The sequence below is a fragment of the Streptomyces sp. IBSBF 2435 genome (assembly GCF_036815005.1).
Lineage (GTDB): Bacteria > Actinomycetota > Actinomycetes > Streptomycetales > Streptomycetaceae > Actinacidiphila.
In genome coordinates this window covers 1-20,573 of record NZ_JAJSYW010000124.1, presented here as the reverse complement: position 1 = coordinate 20,573, position 20,573 = coordinate 1, and the positions used below count along the sequence as shown (strand labels likewise).

14 protein-coding genes are annotated in these 20,573 nt (G+C 71.4%); 2 read left to right on the top strand and 12 right to left on the bottom strand.

The genetic code is table 11. From position 1 onward, the window contains the following. Positions 1-41 precede the first annotated feature (41 nt). The 6 genes from V7E46_RS22570 to V7E46_RS22545 form a co-directional block, all read right to left on the bottom strand. The gene (locus tag V7E46_RS22570) at positions 42-551 is read right to left on the bottom strand and encodes a hypothetical protein (protein ID WP_329174306.1); all 510 of its coding nucleotides are present in this window, start codon (positions 549-551) and stop codon (positions 42-44) included. Positions 552-714: 163 nt separating this feature from the next. Further along, positions 715-2,313 (bottom strand): citramalate synthase, encoded by a 1,599-nt coding sequence (gene cimA, locus V7E46_RS22565; protein WP_333770119.1) that lies wholly within the window; start codon positions 2,311-2,313, stop codon positions 715-717. A gap of 340 nt (positions 2,314-2,653) precedes the next feature. Further along, positions 2,654-3,742 (bottom strand): branched-chain amino acid aminotransferase, encoded by a 1,089-nt coding sequence (locus V7E46_RS22560; RefSeq protein ID WP_333770118.1) that lies wholly within the window; start codon positions 3,740-3,742, stop codon positions 2,654-2,656. Between the two features lie 146 nt (positions 3,743-3,888). Beyond that, the gene (locus V7E46_RS22555) at positions 3,889-4,932 is read right to left on the bottom strand and encodes a 3-isopropylmalate dehydrogenase (RefSeq protein WP_333770117.1); all 1,044 of its coding nucleotides are present in this window, start codon (positions 4,930-4,932) and stop codon (positions 3,889-3,891) included. A gap of 499 nt (positions 4,933-5,431) precedes the next feature. After that, complete coding sequence (gene pruA / locus V7E46_RS22550; RefSeq protein WP_333770116.1) at positions 5,432-7,063, bottom strand: L-glutamate gamma-semialdehyde dehydrogenase; 1,632 nt, start codon at positions 7,061-7,063, stop codon at positions 5,432-5,434. A gap of 31 nt (positions 7,064-7,094) precedes the next feature. Continuing rightward, positions 7,095-8,027, bottom strand: a complete 933-nt coding sequence (locus V7E46_RS22545; RefSeq protein ID WP_333770115.1) for a proline dehydrogenase family protein — start codon at positions 8,025-8,027, stop codon at positions 7,095-7,097. 121 nt (positions 8,028-8,148) lie between these two features. Here V7E46_RS22545 and V7E46_RS22540 point away from each other — a divergent pair, with 121 nt between their 5' ends. After that, positions 8,149-9,330: a PucR family transcriptional regulator gene (locus V7E46_RS22540; RefSeq protein WP_329174318.1), complete on the top strand. Its 1,182-nt coding sequence runs from the start codon at positions 8,149-8,151 to the stop codon at positions 9,328-9,330. A gap of 58 nt (positions 9,331-9,388) precedes the next feature. On the opposite strand, the gene serA is transcribed toward V7E46_RS22540, so the two are convergent. The 6 genes from serA to V7E46_RS22510 all read right to left on the bottom strand — a co-directional run bounded on the left by serA (position 9,389) and on the right by V7E46_RS22510 (position 19,195). Next, complete coding sequence (serA, locus tag V7E46_RS22535) at positions 9,389-10,981, bottom strand: phosphoglycerate dehydrogenase (RefSeq protein ID WP_329174320.1); 1,593 nt, start codon at positions 10,979-10,981, stop codon at positions 9,389-9,391. Positions 10,982-11,251: 270 nt separating this feature from the next. Beyond that, a complete protein-coding gene (ilvC, locus tag V7E46_RS22530) occupies positions 11,252-12,250 on the bottom strand; it encodes a ketol-acid reductoisomerase (protein WP_333770113.1) in 999 nt (332 codons plus the stop codon). A gap of 109 nt (positions 12,251-12,359) precedes the next feature. Next, on the bottom strand, positions 12,360-12,887 hold the full coding sequence (gene ilvN / locus V7E46_RS22525) for an acetolactate synthase small subunit (RefSeq protein WP_329174323.1): 528 nt from the start codon (positions 12,885-12,887) through the stop codon (positions 12,360-12,362). Between the two features lie 69 nt (positions 12,888-12,956). Continuing rightward, a complete protein-coding gene (locus V7E46_RS22520) occupies positions 12,957-14,828 on the bottom strand; it encodes an acetolactate synthase large subunit (protein ID WP_333770112.1) in 1,872 nt (623 codons plus the stop codon). A gap of 218 nt (positions 14,829-15,046) precedes the next feature. Next, positions 15,047-17,896 carry a putative bifunctional diguanylate cyclase/phosphodiesterase gene (locus tag V7E46_RS22515; protein ID WP_443054306.1) on the bottom strand — a complete coding sequence of 950 codons (2,850 nt, stop codon included), beginning with the start codon at positions 17,894-17,896 and terminating at the stop codon, positions 15,047-15,049. A gap of 339 nt (positions 17,897-18,235) precedes the next feature. After that, a complete protein-coding gene (locus V7E46_RS22510) occupies positions 18,236-19,195 on the bottom strand; it encodes a 2-hydroxyacid dehydrogenase (protein ID WP_333770122.1) in 960 nt (319 codons plus the stop codon). A 55-nt stretch (positions 19,196-19,250) separates the two neighbouring features. On the opposite strand from V7E46_RS22510, the gene V7E46_RS22505 reads away from it, so the two are divergent. After that, positions 19,251-20,243: an aldo/keto reductase gene (locus V7E46_RS22505; RefSeq protein WP_333770120.1), complete on the top strand. Its 993-nt coding sequence runs from the start codon at positions 19,251-19,253 to the stop codon at positions 20,241-20,243. Positions 20,244-20,573: the final 330 nt, after the last annotated feature.

Here is a 20,573-nt window from a genome sequence, read left to right as displayed (position 1 = left end):
GGGCGGGGCCGCGGGGGTGCGGCCCCGCCCGTTGTGGCGGGTCAGCAGCCGCAGCTGTAGTACAGGGCGTCCCAGTGGCTGCCCTCGTCGGCGTAGATGTTGCCGGACGCGGCCTGGTACTGCGGGTATCCGTCACCGCGCAGGCCGATGTAGGTGAAGGAGTTGTGGACGTAGTTCGTCAGGCAGGTGTTCTTGCCGAAGTCGAGCTTGTAGCCGTTCCAGTGCGAGTAGGTGCCGCTGGCGTGGCCGGTCTCGGTGCCGCCGGTGATGTTGAGGGCGCAGCCGCTGGAGTGCTTGAGGGTGACCGCGCCCTGGGCGGTGGCCTGGTTGAGCTGGTCGAAGGACGTGCAGGTCGACACGTTGCGGTTGGAACACCCGCCGGACGACGACCAGGTGATGCCCGCGGCGCTGAACATGCTCGTCGCCTGGGCGTGGGTGAGCTTGGTGACGGCGAAGGCGTCGGTGGACGCGGCCAGGCCGACACCGGGTGCGAACAGAGCGGTGCCGACGAGGGTGAGAACGCTCGTCACGGTACGGATACGCAGTCGCATGCGATTTCCTCCTGCTGGTTCCGCTGGGGTGGGCGTGGTGCAGGTGGCGCAGGAGGAGTGTGCCCGAGGTCTACGCGCGTCGCCAAGATGTTTCGCTAATGGACATGACAGACCGGCCGTCCGGCGGGGGATTTCCCGCCGGACGACCGGTATGCGAACGCGGCTACTCCTGCGGGTCGAGCCCCGCCCGCAGCAGCCCGTACGTGTAGGCGTCGTCAAGTGCCTGCCATGACGCGGCGATCACGTTGTCCGCGACCCCCACCGTGGACCACTCGGTCTCGCCGTCGGTAGTGGTGATCAGCACCCGGGTCGTCGAGTCGGTGCCCGAGGTGCCTTCCAGGATGCGGACCTTGTAGTCGACCAGGGCGAATTCGGCGAGCTTGGGGTAGATCTGCTCCAGCGCGCTGAGCAGCGCCCGGTCCAGCGCGTTGACCGGGCCGTTGCCCTCGGCGGTGGCGACGATCCGCTCGCCCTTCGCCCACATCTTCACCGTCGCCTCGTTGGCGTGCGTACCGTCCGGGCGGTCCTCGGTGATGACCCGCCAGGACTCGGTACGGAAGTAGCGCTGCGGCCTGCCGTTGATCTCGGCCCGCAGCAGCAGCGCGAACGACGCGTCGGCGGCCTCGTACGTGTACCCCTTCAGCTCGCGCTCCTTGACTCGCGCCACCACCCGGCCGACCAGCTCGCGGTCCTCGCCGAGATCGATGCCCAGCTCGCGGCCCTTGAGTTCGATCGAGGCGCGGCCGGCCATGTCGGAGACCAGCATCCGCATGGTGTTGCCGACCCGCTCGGGGTCGATGTGCTGGTAGAGGTCGGGGTCGACCTTGATGGCGGAGGCGTGCAGGCCCGCCTTGTGCGCGAAGGCGGACACTCCCACGTACGGCTGGTGCGTGGACGGCGGCAGGTTGACGACCTCGGCGATGGCGTGCGAGATCCTGGTCATCTCGCCGAGTGCGCCCTCGGGCAGCACCCGGCGGCCGTGCTTGAGCTCCAGCGCGGCGACCACCGGGAAGAGGTTGGAGTTGCCGACCCGCTCGCCGTAGCCGTTGGCGGTGCACTGCACATGGGTGGCGCCCGCGTCCACGGCGGCCAGGGTGTTGGCGACCGCGCAGCCGGTGTCGTCCTGGGCGTGGATGCCGAGCCGGGCGCCGGTGTCGGCGAGCACCAGGCCGGTCACGGCCTGCACCTGGGCGGGCAGCATCCCGCCGTTGGTGTCGCACAGCACCACGACGGACGCGCCCGCCTCGTGCGCGGCCCGTACGACCTGGGTGGCGTAGGCGGCGTTGGCCTTGTAGCCGTCGAAGAAGTGCTCGCAGTCCACGAACACCCGGCGCCCCTGGGCGACCAGGTGCGAGACGGTGTCGGCGACCATCGCCAGGTTCTCCTCCAGCGTGGTGCGCAGCGCCAGTTCGACGTGGCGGTCGTGCGACTTGGCGACCAGGGTGATCACCGGGGCGCCCGAGTCGAGCAGCGCCGTGACCTGGGGGTCGTCGGCGGCCTTGGCGCCCGGCCTGCGGGTCGCGCCGAACGCGACCAGGGTGGCGTGCTTGAGGTCCAGCTCCTTGACGGCACGGGCGAAGAACTCGGTGTCGCGGGGGTTGGCTCCCGGCCAGCCGCCCTCGATGAATCCCACCCCGAAGTCGTCCAGGTGCCGGGCGATCGTCAGCTTGTCGGCGACGGTGAGGTTGATCCCCTCACGCTGGGCGCCGTCGCGCAGCGTCGTGTCGAAGACATGGAAGCTGTCGTCCGGTTCGGCGGTCATGGCTGTCGTAACTCCTGTCGGGTGAGTGGGTTGCCGCCGGATGCGCTGGCATCCGGAGGGTCCAGCTCCACTTGCCCCCATCATCCCTCGTGCGGTTCCGCCTCCGGCGCGGGTGGTCCGGGAAACGAAAAAACCTCTCGCGGATGCGAGAGGTCTGCACGCGGGTCTGGGACACGGTGACGTTCCACTGGGGTCAGAGGAGCGTCACTGCGGACCGGCGTGCCTGCTGCCAATAATGACGGCGTACGAGAGCACGCGGTCAGTCTTGCACACGGTCGGCCCGGGCGGCGTGTGATCTCACCATCCGGGCCGAGCCCGCTCCCGCCTCCCCGCGGGGGCGCTAGGCGCCCAGGGGGTGCATCCAGGCGTGGGGATCGGGGGCGCGCCCCGTCTGGATGTCGAGGAGCGCCGCACGCAGCCGCATCGTGACCGGCCCGGGGGCGCCGTCGGCCACCGGCCAGGCTGCCCGGGTCGACTTCACCGAGCCCACCGGGGTGATCACCGCGGCGGTGCCGCAGGCGAACACCTCCGTGAGGGTGCCGTCCTCGTGCTGGCGGCGCCAGTCCTCGACGCTGATCCGGCCCTCGGCCACCTCGTAGCCGAGGTCGGCGGCGATGGACAGCAGCGAGTCGCGGGTGATGCCCGGGAGCAGCGAGCCGGACAGCTCAGGAGTGACGATTCTGTTGCCGTACACGAAGTACAGGTTCATCCCGCCCATCTCCTCGATCCAGCGGCGCTCGATCGCGTCCAGCCAGACCACCTGGTCGCAGCCGTGCTCGATGGCCTGGGCCTGGGCGACGAGGGAGGCGGCGTAATTGCCGCCGGTCTTGGCCGCGCCGGTGCCGCCGGGCGCGGCGCGCACGTACTCCTCGGACAGCCAGACCGAGACGGGCTGGACACCGCCGGAGAAGTAGGCGCCGGCCGGGGAGGCGATCACCAGGAAGAGGTATTCGTTGGCCGGGCGCACTCCGAGGCCGACCTCGGTGGCGATCATGAAGGGCCGCAGGTAGAGCGACGCCTCGCCCTCGGTGGGCACCCATGCCTTGTCCTGCCTGACCAGCACGTCGCAGGCCTCGACGAAGGTCTCCACGGGCAGCTCGGGCATCGCCAGCCGCCGCGCGGAGGCCCGGAAGCGCTCGGCGTTGGCCTCGGGCCGGAAGGTCGCGACACCGCCGTCGGGCTGCCGGTAGGCCTTGAGGCCCTCGAAGATGGTCTGCGCGTAGTGCAGCGTCATGTTGGCCGGGTCGATCGACAGCGGCGCGTACGGGACCAGCTGCGCGTCGTGCCAGCCGCGGCCCTCGGTCCACTTGATGGTGACCATGTGATCGGTGAAGGACCGGCCGAAGCCCGGGGCGGCCAGGATCGCGTCGCGCTCGGTGGCGGACAGCGCGTGGGCGGACGGCTTCAGCTCGATTGTGGGCGTCGTCATGTGTGTGTCCTTCACCGTGTCTCGTTCTCTCGCTGCCGACGTGGGCCGTCCGCACTGATAGGACGTCCGACTTTCCCGCCATACCGCGGCCCCGCCTCTGTCGATTATCGCAGCGGCGGGGCCGGGTACCTACCTCTGGTGGCCGGTCAGCCGGAGACGCGGGCGGCCAGCGCGTCGCCGATCCCGACCGTGGACCGTACCGGCCCGTCCGCGCGCTCGGCGAGGTCGGCCTGCACGGCGGTGTCGATACGGTCGGCCTCGGCGTCGTAGCCCAGGTGCCGCAGCAGCAGCGCCACGGACAGGACGGTCGCGGTCGGGTCGGCCTTGGACTGGCCGGCGATGTCCGGGGCCGATCCGTGGACCGGCTCGAACATCGAGGGGAATTCACGGCCCGGGTTGATGTTGCCGCTGGCCGCGACGCCGATACCGCCGGAGACGGCGGCGGCGAGATCGGTGATGATGTCGCCGAAGAGGTTGTCGGTGACGATCACGTCGAAGCGCTCGGGCTGGGTGACCAGGAAGATGGTCGCCGCGTCGACGTGCAGGTAGTCGGTGCTGACCGCGGGGAACTCCCGGCCGACCGCCTCGAAGATGCGGGTCCACAGGTGGCCGGCGTGCACCAGCACGTTGTTCTTGTGCACCAGGGTGAGCTTCTTGCGCGGGCGGCCCTGCGCGCGCACGTACGCGTCGCGCACGACCCGCTCGATGCCGAAGGCGGTGTTGAGGCTGACCTCGGTGGCGACCTCCTGCGGGGTGCCGGACCTGATCACCCCGCCGTTGCCGGTGTAGGGGCCTTCGGTGCCCTCGCGGACGACCACGAAGTCGATCTCGGGGCTGCCCGCGAGCGGCGTGCCGACGCCCGGGTAGAGCTTGCTCGGGCGCAGGTTCACATGGTGGTCGAAGGCGAAGCGCAGCTTCAGTAGGAAGCCGCGCTCCAGGACGCCGGACGGCACCGAGGGGTCGCCGATGGCGCCCAGCAGGATCGCGTCGTGCTCCTTGAGCCGGTCGAGGTCCTCGTCGGTGAGGGTCTGCCCGGTGGCGTGGTAGCGCTTCGCGCCGAAGTCGAACTCCCGGGTCTCCAGCTTGACGTCCTGCGGGAGGACGGCGGAGAGGACCTTGAGCCCTTCCGCGACGACTTCCTGGCCGATTCCGTCACCGGGGATCACTGCGAGGCTGAGGCTTCGAGACATGTCCGGCACCGTACTCCCCATCCCAGCGGGTGACATCGCATGTCCGCATGCCGGACACGGCGTCCGCCGCAGAGCGGCGGCGGCTCACCCGCGGCGCGGGGTCAGCGCCGTTCGTGGCCGGTACTGCCGCCGTTGTCGCGGCGGTCGAGGCTGCGCTGCAGGGCGCGCTGGGCATTCTGGCGTGCGGTGTCGTCCATGGGGATCAACTCCTGGGGGGAAAGCAGGCGGAAGCCGGGGATGCGGGCGAATGCGGTGCTGCCGCGGAACGGGGCGGGGGTCCTGGCGGCGGGGGTGACCCGCTCGACAACTGCTCAGGACGCGCATCCGCCGCTCGCCGGATGAGGCGGGACGTTCGGCTCCCTACAACGCTAGGCCAGTCCGGTCGTCCTGTCGCCACAATTACTCGGACTTCCTACTATCTGAGACAGACGATCACCCGCCCGCGGCCGCCGGGGGCCGCGAGCGGGTGATTCTCCCGGGTCGTCCCGGCGTGCCCAGGTCAGCCCTGGTGCGGGTAGCGGTAGTCGGTGGCCGGCACCAGGGTCTCCTTGATCGACCGGGTGGAGGTCCAGCGCTGGAGGTTCTGCGCGGCGCCCGCCTTGTCGTTGGTGCCCGACGCCCGGCCGCCGCCGAAGGGCTGCTGGCCGACGACCGCGCCGGTGGACTTGTCGTTGATGTAGAAGTTGCCCGCCGCGAAGCGCAGCCGCTCCATCACATGGGCCGCCGCGGCCCGGTCCCGCGCAATGACCGCGCCGGTCAGCGCGTAGTCCGAGACCGACTCCATCTGGGTGAGCATCGCCTCGAAGTCGGCGTCCTCGTAGACGTGCACCCCGAGCAGCGGGCCGAAGTACTCCTGCCGGAAGATCTCGTTGTCCGGGTCGGTGGAGACCAGCACGGTCGGGCGGACGAACCAGCCGACCGAGTCGTCGTACGTACCGCCCGCGACGACCTCGACGCTCGGGTCTGCCTTGGCGCGGTCGATGGCGGCCTTGTTCTTGGCGAAGGCCCGCTCGTCGATCAGGGCGCCGCTGAAGTTGGACAGGTCGGTGACGTCGCCCATGGTGATGCCGTCGACCTCGGCGGCGAAGTCCTCCTTGAAACCGGCGTCCCAGATCGAGCGCGGGATGTAGGCGCGCGAGGAGGCCGAGCACTTCTGGCCCTGGTACTCGAAGGAGCCGCGGGTCAGCGCGGTCTTGAGCACCGCCGGGTCGGCCGAGGGGTGGGCGACGACGAAGTCCTTGCCGCCGGTCTCGCCGACGATCCGCGGGTAGGAGCGGTAGCGCTCGATGTTCTCGCCGACCGTGCGCCACAGCTGCTGGAAGGTCCTGGTCGAGCCGGTGAAGTGGATGCCGGCCAGCTCCGGGTGCGGCAGCGCGACCTCGGAGACGGCCAGGCCGTCGCCGGTGACCAGGTTGATCACCCCGTCGGGCAGCCCAGCCTCGCGCAGCAGCCGCATCAGCAGCACGGCCGAGTGCGTCTGGGTGGGCGACGGCTTCCACACCACCACGTTGCCCATCAGCGCGGGCGCGGTCGGCAGGTTGCCCGCGATGGCGGTGAAGTTGAACGGCGTGATCGCGTAGACGAAGCCTTCGAGCGGGCGGTGGTCGAGCCGGTTCCACACCCCGGGGGCGTTGGCCGCCGGCTGCTCGGCCAGGATCTGCCGGGCGAAGTGGACGTTGAAGCGCCAGAAGTCGACCAGCTCGCAGGGACTGTCGATCTCGGCCTGCTGCACGGTCTTGGACTGGCCGAGCATGGTGGAGGCGACCAGCGTCTCGCGCCATGGCCCGGCGAGCAGTTCGGCGGCGCGCAGGATGATCGCGGCCCGGTCGTCGAAGGACATCGCGCGCCAGGCGGGCGCGGCGGCCAGGGCCGCGTCGACGGCGTCCTGCGCGTCCCGGACGGTGGCGTTGGCGTACGTGCCGAGGACGGCTCCGTGGTTGTGCGGCTGGACGACGTCGGCACGCTCCCCGCCGCCCATCCGCTGCTCACCGCCGATGAACATCGGCAGGTCGGCGGGATTGCCGGCCAGCTCCTTGAGCTTCGCTTCGAGCCGGGCCCGCTCGGGGCTGCCTGGGGCGTATGTGTGCACCGGCTCGTTGACCGGCGCGGGAACCTGGGTCACGGCGTCCATGAAGCGTGTCTCCTGGTGGGTGTCGGGGGCGTCAGCGGCCGGCGGGGACGAAGGAGCGCAGGAAGAAGGCGAGGTTGGCGGGACGCTCGGCGAGGCGCCGCATGAAGTAGCCGTACCAGTCTGCGCCGTAGGGGACGTAGATCCGCATACGTTCCCCCTCGTCCGCGAGCCGTCGCTGTTCCGCGGTGCGGATGCCGTAGAGCATCTGGAATTCGTAGCTGCCGGCCTGGCGGTGGTGGCGGGCGGCCAGCTCCTGGGCGATGGCGATGATGCGCGGGTCGTGCGAGCCGACCATGGGGTAGCCCTCGCCGGCGAAGAGGGTACGCAGGGCGCGGACGTAGGCCTTGTCGACGTCCTTCCTGCTCTGGAACGCGACCCCGGCCGGCTCGTTGTACGCGCCCTTGACCAGCCGTACCCGTGAGCCGGCCACAGCCAGCGCGCGGGCGTCGTCCTCGGTGCGGAAGAGGTAGGACTGCAGGACCGCGCCGGTCTGCGGGTGCTCCTTGCGCAGCTCGGCGAGGATCGCGAGCGTGGAGTCGACGGTGGTGTGGTCCTCCATGTCGAGGGTCACCGTGGTGCCGATGCCGGAGGCCAGTTCCGCCACCTCGGTGACATTGGCCAGCGCGACATCGTGGCCGCCGTCGGGCAGCGCCTGGCCGAAGGCGGACAGCTTGACGGAGACCTCGGCGCGGGCGCCGAGCCGGTCGTCGCCCAGCGTCTCCAGCAGCCGAAGGTACGCGTCCCGGGTGGCCCGGGCGGTGGCCCGGTCGGTGACGTCCTCGCCGAGGTGGTCCAAGGTGACGTCCAGGCCGCTCGCGGTCAGCCCGCGGACCGTGTCCATGGCCGGGTGCAGCGCGTCGCCCGCGACGAAGCGGTCGACCACCGGACGGGTGACGGGCGCGGCGGCGACGACGCGGCGCATACGGTCGCTGCGCGAGGCGGCGAGCAACACGGGACCGAACACGGGGTCCTCCAGGGCGGGGGCGGGACAATTGTCGGGGCCGACGCTGCGAATCTAGGATTCGCCTACCCGCTGGACCAGCGACACCTGTCACGGGTTGGCCCGCTCTCCCTCATACAGATGTATGAGGGAGAATGGTGGGGTGCGTGCTGAGTATGGGGACTACGGTGACTTCCAGGACCTGGTGGACGAGGTGTCGGCGCTGCTCGGCGCCCCCGCGACGCTGGAGGACCGGGACTTCCGGCTGATCGCCTTCGGGGTGCATGACAGCGACGACGAGTCCATGGACCCGGTCCGCACCCGCTCCATCCTGACCCGGCAGTCCACCGTCGAGGTGCGCGCCTGGTTCGAGCGGTTCGGCATCGCCCGCGCGACAGCGCCGGTCCGCATCCCGGCCGCCCCGGACGCGGGGGTGGTGCGCGGCCGGCTGTGCCTGCCGGTGCGGCACGCCGGCTTCGTCTACGGGTACGTCTGGCTGCTCGACGAGGCCGAGCACTCCCCCGCGCAGCTCGGCGCCGCCATGGCGGTGGCCGCCAGGATCGGCGAGCGGCTGGCGGCGATGTCCAGGGCCGGCGCCGAGACCGGCCGGGCGCTGCGGGCGCTGCTGACCGCGACCGCCAGGACCGACCGGGACACCGCGGAGGACGCGCTGCGCATGGCGCTCGACCAGGACGCGGACGAGCCGCACGCGCTGGTGTGCGTGCGCGCGCCGGACCGGGAGTCGGCGGGCGCGCTGCCCGGCCTGCGGACGATCCCGTCGGCCGCCGCGCTGGCGCGGGTGCCGGAGCGGCGCCGCGGCGAGCTGGTCGCGCTGCTCGTACGGCTGCGGTCGCGGCAGGTGCTGGCCCCGGCGCGTACGGCGGCGGCCCGGCTGCTCGACGCGGTCGGCGCGGACGGGATGGTGGCCGGGCTGAGCGCGGCCCGCGGCTCGCTGGCCGAGCTGCCGGGGGCCTGGCGGGAGGCGACCTCGGCGGCCAGGGCCGCGCACGCCCAGCCGATGCTCGGCCCGATCGCGAAGTGGTCCAACCTCGGCCCCTACCGGCTGCTGACCGCGCTGCCCGCCGACGTACCGCCCGATCCGGCGGTCGCCCCGCTGCTCACCCCGGCGCACGAGGAGCTGGCGCACACCGCCGAGGTCTTCCTCGACCACGCGGGCCAGGCGGGACGCACGGCCACCGCCCTGGCCATCCACCGGCAGACCCTCTACTACCGGCTGTCCCGCATCGAGCAGCTGACCGGCCTGGACATGGCGGACGGCGAGGCCCGGCTGCTGCTCCACATGGCGCTCAAGGCGGCCAGGCTCTGACGCGGGCCGGCGCCGCCCCCCGGGCGGGGAGCGGCGCCGGCCTGGTTGCGTATACGGGTCAGTCGGTCAAGTTGACCGCGCGCGCCGAGGTGGCGCCGATCTCGTCGGCGATGTCGGTCAGCACGCCCGCCGGGATGCTGGAGTCCACGGTGAGGGCGACCAGCGCGTCGCCGCCCGCGGCGGCCCGGGCGACCTGCATGCCGGCGATGTTGACGTCGACCTCGCCGAGGATCCGGCCGATGGTGCCGACGATGCCGGGGCGGTCGGTGTAGCGCAGGAAGGCCATGTGGTCGGCGAGCACCAGGTCCACGTCCTCGTCGCCGACGGCGACGACCTTCTGGACGTGCTTGGGGCCGGCCAGCGTGCCGGAGACCGACACCTCGGTGCCGTCGGCGAGCGTGCCGCGGACCGTCACCACATTGCGGTGGTTGGGCGACTCCGAGCTGGTGGTCAGCCGGACCTCGACACCGCGCTCCTGGGCGAACAGCGGCGCGTTCACGTACGACACCGTCTCGTCTACGACGTCCTCGAAGACGCCCTTGAGCGCGCTCAGTTCGAGGATCTTCACGTCGTGCTGGGTGACCTCGCCGCAGACCTCGACGTCGAGTCGGGCGGCGACCTCGCCGGCCAGTGCGGTGAAGATCCGGCCGAGCTTCTCGGCGAGCGGCAGCGCGGGCTTGACGTCCTCGGCGATGACGCCGCCCTGGACGTTGACCGCGTCGGGGACCAGCTCGCCGGCCAGCGCGAGGCGGACCGACCTGGCGACCGCGATACCGGCCTTCTCCTGCGCCTCGTCGGTGGACGCGCCCAGGTGCGGGGTCGCCACCACGTTGTCGAACTGGAAGAGCGGCGAGTCGGTGCAGGGCTCCTTGGCGTAGACGTCCAGGCCCGCGCCGGCCACCCGGCCCTCCTTGAGCGCCGAGGCCAGCGCCTCCTCGTCCACGATCCCGCCGCGCGCGGCGTTGACGATCCGCACCGAGGGCTTGACCTTGTGCAGCGCCTCGTCACCGATCAGACCCAGCGTCTCGGGGGTCTTGGGCAGGTGGACGGTGATGAAGTCGGACTCTTCGAGGAGCTCGTCGAGGGTCAGCAGCTTGACGCCCATCTGGGCGGCCCGCGCGGGCTGCACGTAGGGGTCGTAGGCGACGATGTTCATCCCGAAGGCGGACATCCGCTGCGCGACCAGGACGCCGATCCGGCCCAGGCCCACCACACCGAGGGTCTTCTCGCTCAGCTCGACGCCGGTGTACTTGTTGCGCTTCCACTCGCCGTTCTTGAGCGCCGAGTTGGCCGGCGCGATGTTGCGGGCGGTGGCGATCAGCAGACCGCAGGCCAGCTCGGCGGCGGTGACGATGTTGGACGTCGGCGCGTTGACGACCATCACGCCGGCCTTGGTGGCGGCGGAGACGTCGACGTTGTCGAGGCCGACACCGGCGCGGGCGACGACCCGCAGTTTCGCCGCGGCGGCGACGGCCTCCGCGTCCACCTTCGTGGCGCTGCGGATCAAAATGGCGTCGACATCGGTGATCGCGGACAGCAGTTCGGCTCGGTCCGCGCCGTTGCAGTGCCGGATCTCGAAGTCCGGCCCGAGCGCGTCCACCGTGGCGGGCGACAGCTCTTCTGCGATGAGTACGACAGGCTTCTGGCTCACGTGGTCCTCACTTGTCCTTCATGGGCGGCCGGTCCCGTTCGACCGCTCCAAGAGGCGGGAATGGCATGCCGCGTGGAAGACGCACGACGCTGTGAGCCTGAACGCGCTTGTTACAGCGAGTCTATCGGCGGGCCGAATCGGCGCCTTCGCCGAAATGGAAGGATCACCCGGAGGGGTTGCGTCGCTTCGTACAAAGTCCGTACCAGATGGCGGTCAGGCCTTCGTACGAAGCGACGCGACCGGGGGCGCGGCGCGGGTCCGCCGGGGGGCTTACGCCTCCTCGTCGACCCAGCTCATCAGCTTGCGGAGCTTGCGGCCGGTGGTCTCCAGCAGGTGGTTCTCGTCGGCCTTCTTGTACTCGTTGTACTTCGGCAGGCCGGCGTTGTACTCCGCGATCCAGGCGTTGGCGAAGGTGCCGTCCTGGATCTCGCCGAGGATCTTCTTCATCTCGGCCTTGGTGGCGTCGGTGATGATCCGCGGGCCGGTGACGTAGTCGCCCCACTCGGCGGTCTCGGAGACCGACCAGCGCATCTTCTCCAGGCCGCCCTCGTACATCAGGTCCACGATGAGCTTGAGCTCGTGCAGGCACTCGAAGTACGCGATCTCCGGCTGGTAACCGGCCTCGACCAGGGTCTCGAAGCCGGCCTTGACCAGGGCGGAGGTGCCGCCGCACAGGACCGCCTGCTCGCCGAAGAGGTCGGTCTCGGTCTCCTCGGTGAAGGTGGTCTTGATGACGCCGGCCCGGGTGCCGCCGATGCCCTTGGCGTACGACAGCGCGAGCTCGAAGCCCTTGCCGGTGGCGTCCTGCTCGACGGCCGCGATGCACGGCACGCCGCGGCCCTCCTCGTACTGGCGGCGGACCAGGTGGCCCGGGCCCTTGGGGGCGACCATGCAGACGTCCACGCCGGCCGGCGGCTTGATGAAGCCGAAGCGGATGTTCAGGCCGTGGCCGAAGAAGAGCGCGTCGCCGTCCTTGAGGTTGTCCTTGATGGACTCCTCGTAGACGCGGCCCTGGATCGGGTCCGGCACCAGGATCATGATGACGTCGGCCTCGGCGGCGGCCTCGGCCACCGGCAGCACCCGCAGGCCCTGCTCCTCGGCCGCCGTCTTGGACTTGGAGCCCTCGTGCAGGCCGACCCGCACGTCCACGCCCGAGTCGCGCAGCGACAGCGCGTGGGCGTGGCCCTGGCTGCCGTAGCCGATGACCGCGACCTTGCGGCCCTGGATGATGGACAGGTCGGCGTCGTCGTCGTAGAACAGCTCGGCCACTTCGGGTTCTCCTTGGATCGGGTTGTGCGGCCCACCGTACGACGGGTGGGCGGATACGGGATTTCGGGTCTCGCCATACGGATCCGGCGAGCGGTGCTGCGCGCCGGCGTTACGCCGAACGGTCGAGCGCGCGCAGCGAGCGGTCGGTGATGGAGCGGGCACCGCGGCCGATGGCGATGGTGCCCGACTGGACCAACTCCTTGATGCCGAACGGCTCCAGCATCTTGAGCATGGCCTCCAGCTTGTCGGCGGCGCCGGTGGCCTCGATCGTGACGGCCTCGGGTGAGACGTCCACGGTCTTGGCGCGGAAGAGCTGGACGATCTCCACGATCTGGGAGCGCGACTCGTTGTCGGCGCGCACCTTCACCAGGACGAGTTCACGTGCGACGGCCGCCGCGGAGTCGAGTTCGACGATCTTCAGCACGTTGACCAGCTTGTTGAGCTGCTTCGTCACCTGTTCGAGCGGCAGCTCGTCGATGACGTTGACGACGATGGTGATCCGGGAGATCTCCGGGTGCTCGGTGGTGCCCACCGCGAGCGAGTCGATGTTGAAGCCGCGGCGGGAGAACAGCGCGGTGATCCTGGCCAGGACGCCGGGCTTGTTCTCCACCAGGACGGAGAGCGTGTGCTTGGACATGTCAGTGGTTCCTTTTCTCGCTCTTCCGCCGTCAGTCATCGTGCGCTTGCCGGTCTGTCTGCTCGGGCATCAGTCGTCCAGGTCGTCGCTGAAGTCGGGCCGGACATCGCGCGCCGCCATGATCTCGTCGTTGGAGGTGCCGGCCGCGACCATCGGCCAGACCATCGCGTCCTCGTGGACGATGAAGTCCACGACGACCGGGCGGTCGTTGATGGCGTTCGCCTCGGCGATGACCTTGTCCAGGTCGTCGGGGGACTCGCAGCGCAGGCCGACGCAGCCCATGGCCTCGGACAGCTTGACGAAGTCCGGCACGCGGGTGCCGCGGTTCTGGATCGAGCCGACGCCGTGGGTGGAGCCCGGGACGTTCTCCGCGCCGGAGTGCAGCACCGTGTTGGAGAACCGCTCGCCGTAGAAGAGGTGCTGCCACTGGCGGACCATGCCCAGGGCGCCGTTGTTGATGATGGCGACCTTGATCGGGATGTTGTTCAGCGCGCAGGTGACCAGTTCCTGGTTGGTCATCTGGAAGCAGCCGTCGCCGTCGATCGCCCACACGGTGGCGTCCGGCATACCGGCCTTGGCGCCCATCGCGGCGGGCACGGCGTAACCCATGGTGCCGGCGCCGCCGGAGTTGAACCAGGTGCCGGGCCGCTCGTACTTGATGAACTGCGCCGCCCACATCTGGTGCTGGCCGACGCCCGCGGCGAACAGCGTGTTGTCCGGGGCGAGCTGCCCGATCCGCTCGATGACCTGCTGCGGGGACAGGCTGCCGTCCTCGGGGGCGTCGTAGCCGAGCGGGTAGGTGTTCCGCCAGAAGTTCAGGTGGTTCCACCACTCGGAGTAGTCGCCCTTGTGGCCGGCCTCGTGGTCGGCCTGGACGGCGACGATCAGGTCGGCGAGTACCTCGCGGGCGTCGCCGACGATCGGCACGTCGGCGATCCGGTTCTTGGAGATCTCGGCCGGGTCGATGTCGGCGTGCACGACCTTCGCGTTCGGCGCGAAGGTGTCGAGGCGGCCGGTGACGCGGTCGTCGAAGCGGGCGCCGAGCGCGATGATCAGGTCGGACTTCTGCAGCGCGGTGACCGCGGAGACGTCGCCGTGCATGCCGGGCATGCCGACGTGCTGCGGGTGGCTGTCGGGGAAGGCGCCGAGCGCCATCAGCGTGGTGGTGACCGGGGCGCCGGTCAGCTCGGCGAGGATGCGCAGCTCGCCGGTGGCGCGGGCCTTGATGACACCGCCGCCGACGTAGAGCACCGGGCGGCGGGCCTCGTTGATCAGCCGGGCGGCCTCGCGGATCTGCTTGGCGTGCGGCTTGGTCACCGGGCGGTAGCCGGGCAGGTCGGCCTGCGGCGGCCACGAGAAGGTCATCTGGTTCTGCAGCGCGTCCTTGGCGATGTCCACCAGGACCGGCCCCGGACGCCCTGTGGCGGCGATGTGGAAGGCCTCGGCGATGGTGCGCGGGATGTCGGCCGCGTCCCTGACCAGGAAGTTGTGCTTGGTGATCGGCATGGTGATGCCGCAGATGTCCGCCTCCTGGAAGGCGTCGGTGCCGATGGACTTCGAGGCGACCTGGCCGGTGATGGCGACGAGCGGCACCGAGTCCATGTGGGCGTCGGCGATCGGGGTGACCAGGTTGGTCGCGCCGGGTCCCGAGGTCGCCATGCACACCCCGACCCGGCCGGTGGCCTGCGCGTAGCCGGTGGCGGCGTGCCCCGCGCCCTGTTCGTGCCTGACCAGCACGTGCCGGACCTTGGCTGAGTCCATCAGCGGGTCGTACGCCGGCAGGATCGCACCACCCGGGATGCCGAACACGGTGTCGGCGCCTACGGCCTCAAGGGAGCGGATGAGCGCCTGGGCGCCCGTCATGCGCTCGGCGGTGGCGGCGGGGACCGCGTTTCGGGTCCGCGGCTGCGGATGGTGGGACCCGGTGGCCTGCTCGGTCATCTGCGTTCTCTTCTCTCGAAGATGAGGGTGGTGAGGGGGTGAGGGGGTTTGCGCCCGGATGCCGGGCAACAAAAAACCCCTCGTGCCGTGGGGCAAGCGAGGGGAGCGCGCCGGTGCGTGTGCGAGGCGGTGATTGGCCTCGGTCAGCCGACGCGCTTTCCAAGTACGAGAATTCGGGTGCGCATGGCGACGACCTTCCTCCGGACCCCTTGCGGGTGTCAAGCCGGTGGGACGCGGGTCTCACTATGTGAGCGACAGGAGGGCAGCTGCACGGTCCGGGGTACGACCTGCTCCCGGGCTGTCTCCTGCGGTACGGACCGGCCGCCGTCCGGCTTTCCCGAGCGGCTGGAATCCGCCGGTACGGGGTAACCGCCGCGGGTCAGCGAGCCGCGCAGCCGGTGCTCGTCCAGCAGCCCGGAGAAGGCCATTCCCTGCCCCTGGGCGCAGCCCAGCTCGCGCAGCGCGTGCACCTGCTCCGGCCGGTCCACCCCGTCGGCGGCGGTCCGCACACCGAGGTCCGCAGCGATCCGCAGCAGCCCGCGGGTGATCTTGCGCAGCCGGGGTGACTCGACCACGCCCTCCACGAAGCCCCTGTCGAGCTTGACCGCGTCCACCGGCAGGCCCCGCAGCGCGCTGAGCGCGGCGTGGCCGGAGCCGAAGCCGCCGAGCGAGATACGCACCCCGGCCCGGCGCAGCTCGGTCAGCCGGCGCTCCAGCTCGTCCAGCGAGATCCGCGGGTCGCCGCCGGTCAGCTCGACCACCAGGCCGCCGGGTGGCAGGCCGTGCCGCTCCAGCAGGCCCTCGACGGCGCCGGCCGGCAGGTCGCGGTGCAGCAGCCGGCGGGCGGACAGCTTCACGGTGACCGGCACCCGGTGCCCCGCGCCGTACCGCAGGGCCGCCTGCGCCACGGCCTGCTCCAGCTGCCACCTGCCCAGCTCCGAGGTGCGGTCGATGTCCTCCGCCGCCCGCAGGAATTCGGCGGGGGTGAACAGGATGCCCTGCGCGGACCGCCAGCGGGCCTGCGCCTCGACGCCGGTGATCCGGCCGGAGGACAGCTCCACCACGGGCTGGTGCAGCAGCGTGAACTCGCCGTCGTGCAGCGCCCGGTGCAGCCGGGTGGCCATCTCCGTACGGCGTACGACGTCGGCCTGCAACTGCGGCGCGTACAGCTCGACCCGGCCCTTGCCCGCCTGCTTGGCGCGATACATCGCCAGGTCGGCGTTGCGCATCAGCTCGACCGCCGAGGTGCCGGGCTCGGCGAAGGCGATACCGATGCTGGCGCCGACCCGCACCTCGCCGCCGTCCACCCGGTACGGCTCGCACAGCGCGGCCCGCAGCCGCTCCGCGATCTCCGTGATCTGGTGTTCGAGGGTGCCGCAGACCAGCACGGCGAATTCGTCGCCGCCCAGCCTGGCCGCGGTGTCGCCGGTCCGCAGCGCGTCCCGCAGCCGGCGGGCGGCCTGGGTGAGCAGGTGGTCGCCCGCCTGGTGGCCGATGGAGTCGTTGACCGCCTTGAAGCCGTCGAGGTCGACGTAGAGCACCGCGGCCCGCCCGTCGCCGGCCCGCCGCCCGTTGAGCGCCTTGCCCACCCGGTCCAGGAAGAGCAGCCGGTTGGGCAGGTCGGTGAGCGGGTCGTGTGAGGCGTTGTGCTGCAACTGGGCCTGCAGGCGGACCCGTTCTGTCACGTCGCGGCTGTTGAAGATCAGGCCGCCCTGGTAGCGGTTGACGCTGGACTCGACATTGAGCCAGCCGTCCTCGCCGTGCGGTCCGCCGCGCCGCCCCGACCTGATGCGGCACTCGATCCTGGTGGCCGGCTCCTCGCCGGGCGGCGCCGCGAGGAAGCGGCGCACCTCGTGCACGACCTGGCCGAGGTCGTCGGGGTGGATGTGCTCGGACAGTTCGGTGCCGATCATCTCCTCGGGGTCGCGCCCGTAGACACCGGCCGAGGCGGGGCTGACGTACCGCAGCACTCCGGTGGGGGCGGCGATCATGATGACGTCGCTCGACCCCTGGACCAGGGAGCGGAAGTGGTTCTCCTTCTGGGCCAGTTCGTGGGTCAGCGCCATGTTGTCGAGCAGCATGATGCCCTGCCGGACGACCAGTGCGAGCACCACGGTGCTGCCGGTGAGCAGCACGACCTTGTCGCACTTCTGGCCGGTGATCACGTCGTAGAGGATGCCCAGGGTGCACACCGCGGCGGCCAGGTACGGCGCGAGCGCGGACAGCGACCCGGTGACCTTGCGGGTGGCCGAGCCGGAGCGCAGCAGCGGCTGCTCACGGCGGCCGACCCAGGGGGCGTACGCCATCAGCATGCTGCCGGCGAACCAGCCGGCGTCCAGGATCTGGCCCGAGTGGTACTGCTCGCGCAGCAGCGGCGAGGTGAAGAGCGCGTCGCACAGCACGGTCAGCGCGAGCGCGGCCAGTGCGGTGTTGACGGCGGCGCGATTGCCGGCCGAGCGGCGGAAGTGCAGGGCGAGGACCATGCTGACCAGCACGATGTCCAGCAGCGGATAGGCCAGCGAGAGCGCGACCTTGGCGGTGCTCGGGCCGTCGAAACGGGCGGCGCGGGCCAGAGCCAGGCTCCATGACAAGGTCAGCAGCGAGCCGCCGATGAGCCAGGTGTCCAGGCCGAGGCACACCCAGCCGGCCCGGCTCACCGGCCGCTTGGCGAGCACCAGCAGGCCGATCACGGCGGGCGGCGCGAACAGCAGGAAGCAGAAGTCGGCGGGCGAGGTCTGCGGCACTTGGCGGTGCAGCACGACTTCGTACCAGCCCCAGACGCCGTTGCCGAGCGCGGCCATCGCGGAGGAGGCCGAGAACAGCAGCCAGGCGGCCCGGTGGCCCGCGGCGGCCTTGCGGGCGTAGAGCAGCATCGAGACCGCGGCGGCAGCGGCGGCGGCCGACAGTCCGAAGTCCCCCATGAAGGCCGCGACATCGCCCGCGCCCCAGCCCAGCGCTGCCCCGGTCGTGTAGCCGCCGCAGAGCAGTGCGAGCATGAGCTGCGGCAGCAGACCGGCGCTGCCGTCGCGCGGGGACTGACCGCCGATCACCGCCCCCGTGGAGGTCACCGCGCTGTCCTGTGCGGCGGGACCGGCCGGCGCGCGGCGCGCTGCCGCCCGGTCAGCGGCCGGTCGGGTCGTGCGGTGCGCTGGGTGCGCCTGCCCGGGAACCGCCTCGGTCCGTGCATCGCCCGTCGCCCCCTTTTTTTCGCTCGTCGTTCGCTCGCCGCAGGTGCCGGCTTCGGCACTGCGGCGCGCCCCCGTTTCGGGACGATACACCAGATCCGTCACTCAGGGATAGGTGCCCTCTACTGAGCGTAACCACACATGGGTTGTCGAACACACTTTGCAGTCATCCGATCCCAGCCGGTGGTCGGCCGGGGCCCTCGGGGCGGCCGTTCGCCGCGGTCAGCCGGTCACCTGGACGACGTTGGCCAACTCCTCACCACTTGCGAACCTGACCAGCTGGGACCGGATCAAACGCTTCGCACGGGGCATGAAGGCGGAGGTGCTGCCCCCCACGTGCGGGCTGATCAGCACACCGGGCGCGTGCCACAGCGGATGCCCGGCGGGCAGCGGTTCCGGGTCGGTGACGTCCAGTGCCGCGGTCAGCCGGCCCGACTCGGCCTCCACCAGCAGCGCCCTGGTGTCCACCACCGCGCCCCTGGCCATGTTCACCAGCAGGGCGCCGTCCTTCATCGCGGCCAGGAAGGCGGGTCCCGCCAGCCCCCTGGTCTGCTCGGTCAGCGGGGTGGTGAGCACCACCACATCGGCGGCCGGCAGCAGCCGTGGCAGATCGGCCAGCGCGTGCACCGGCCCGCGGGGGGCGTCGCGGGCGCTGCGCGCCACCCGGGCCACCTCGCACTCGAAGGGCACGAGCCGGTCCTCGACGGCGGCTCCTATCGAGCCGTAGCCGACGATCAGCACCCGGCGGTCGGCCAGTGCCGGGTAGAAGCCCGAGTACCACTTCTCGGTGTCCTGGCCGCGCACGAAGCGCGGGATGCCGCGCAGCGAGGCCAGGATGAGCGCCAGGGCCAGCTCCGCGGTGCTCGCCTCGTGCACCCCGCGGGCATTGCACAGGCGGACGCCCGGCCCGACCTGGCCGAGGTGCGGCGCGATGTTGTCCACGCCCGCGCTCAGTGTCTGGATGACGCGCACACCGGTCATGCGCGGCAGCGGGAGCGCGCCGGCCGTCGGACCCTTCATGTAGGGCACGACGTAGAAGGCTGCGGCTTCGGGATCGGCGGGGAAGTCTCCGGAGCCGTCCCAGTACACGTACTCGAACGCGTCCGGCAGTCCGTCGATCTCCTCGGGCGGCACGGACAGCCACACCTGCGGGCGGGCGCCCGCGGCGGGGTCCTGGGTCATGTCGGTCATGGTCAGGAGGCTATGGCACAGTGTGCGTCTCAGGGAGGGCGGCACGGTGGAGCGCAGGGCGGTCGGCGCGACAGCGCTGGCAGTGGGAGCGGTAGGGCTCGGCTGCATGCCGATGAGCTGGGGGTACGCGGCTTCCCGGCGGGACGGCGAGGAATCGCTGCGGGCCGTGCACAGCGCGCTCGACCACGGCACGACGCTGCTGGACACCGCGGACATGTACGGGCCGTTCACCAATGAGCTGCTGCTCGGGCGGGTGCTGAAGCAGCGGCGGCGCGACGCGTTCATCGCCACCAAGTGCGGGCTGCTGGCCGGTGAGCAGCACATCGTGGCCAACGGCCGCCCGTCGTACGTCAAACGCGCCTGCGACGCGTCGCTGCGGCGGCTGCAGACCGACACGATCGACCTCTACCAGCTGCACCGGGTCGACCCGGAGATCCCGGTCGAGGAGACCTGGGGCGCGATGGCCGAACTCGTGGCCGCCGGCAAGGTGCGGGCGCTCGGCCTGTGCGCGGTCGGCGCCCGCGGCGACCGGCGCACCGGCGCGGCGCTGCACGAGGAGACGCTGCGCCAGCTGGTGCGCGCCCAGCAGGTCTTCCCGGTCAGCTGTGTGCAGGCCGAGCTGTCGGTGTGGTCGGCGGAGGCGCTGGACGAGCTGCTGCCGTGGTGCACCGCGCACGGCGTCGGCTTCCTCGCCGCGATGCCGCTCGGCAACGGCTTCCTCACCGGGACGCTCACGCCCGGCCAGGGCTTCGAGCCGGACGATCTGCGGGCCAGGCATCCGCGCTTCACCGCGGACATGATGGCGGCGAATCAGCCGATCGTGGCGGGGCTGCGGCGGGTGGCTCACCGCCACGGCGCGACCCCGGCGCAGATCGCGCTCGCCTGGGCGCTGGCCCAGGGCCCCGGGGTCGTCCCGATCCCCGGCACCCGCTCGGCCCAGCGCCCCGCCGAGAACGCGGCGGCGGCCGGGCTGGTCCTGACGGCGGCGGACCTCGCGGAGATCGCGGCGGGGCCGCGGGCGTGGGGGTCCTGGGAGTAAGCGTTCGGGCACGCCGCAATGGGGTGAGGGGTGCACCCTCGCCTTGGCGTGGCCGGACCACCGGCCGGGAGTGCGCCCTCGCCCGGGGTGCGCCCTCGCCCGGGTGTGCCGATCGAGAGGGGTGGCTCGGGCTGTGCCCGGACCTTGCCCCCGGCGGGGCTTGCGCGCGCAGTTCCCCACGGCCCTGGGTGGGTGCCGCCTGGCGTGGGACTCTGCCCGACGCGGTGACTCGGTCGCGCGCGCAGTTCCTCGCGGCAGTCAGAAGGTGCCGCCGTGTCTGGGCTGGGCGCGCAGTCGGTCGCGGCCCTCAAGGGGTTCTGGGGGCGGGGG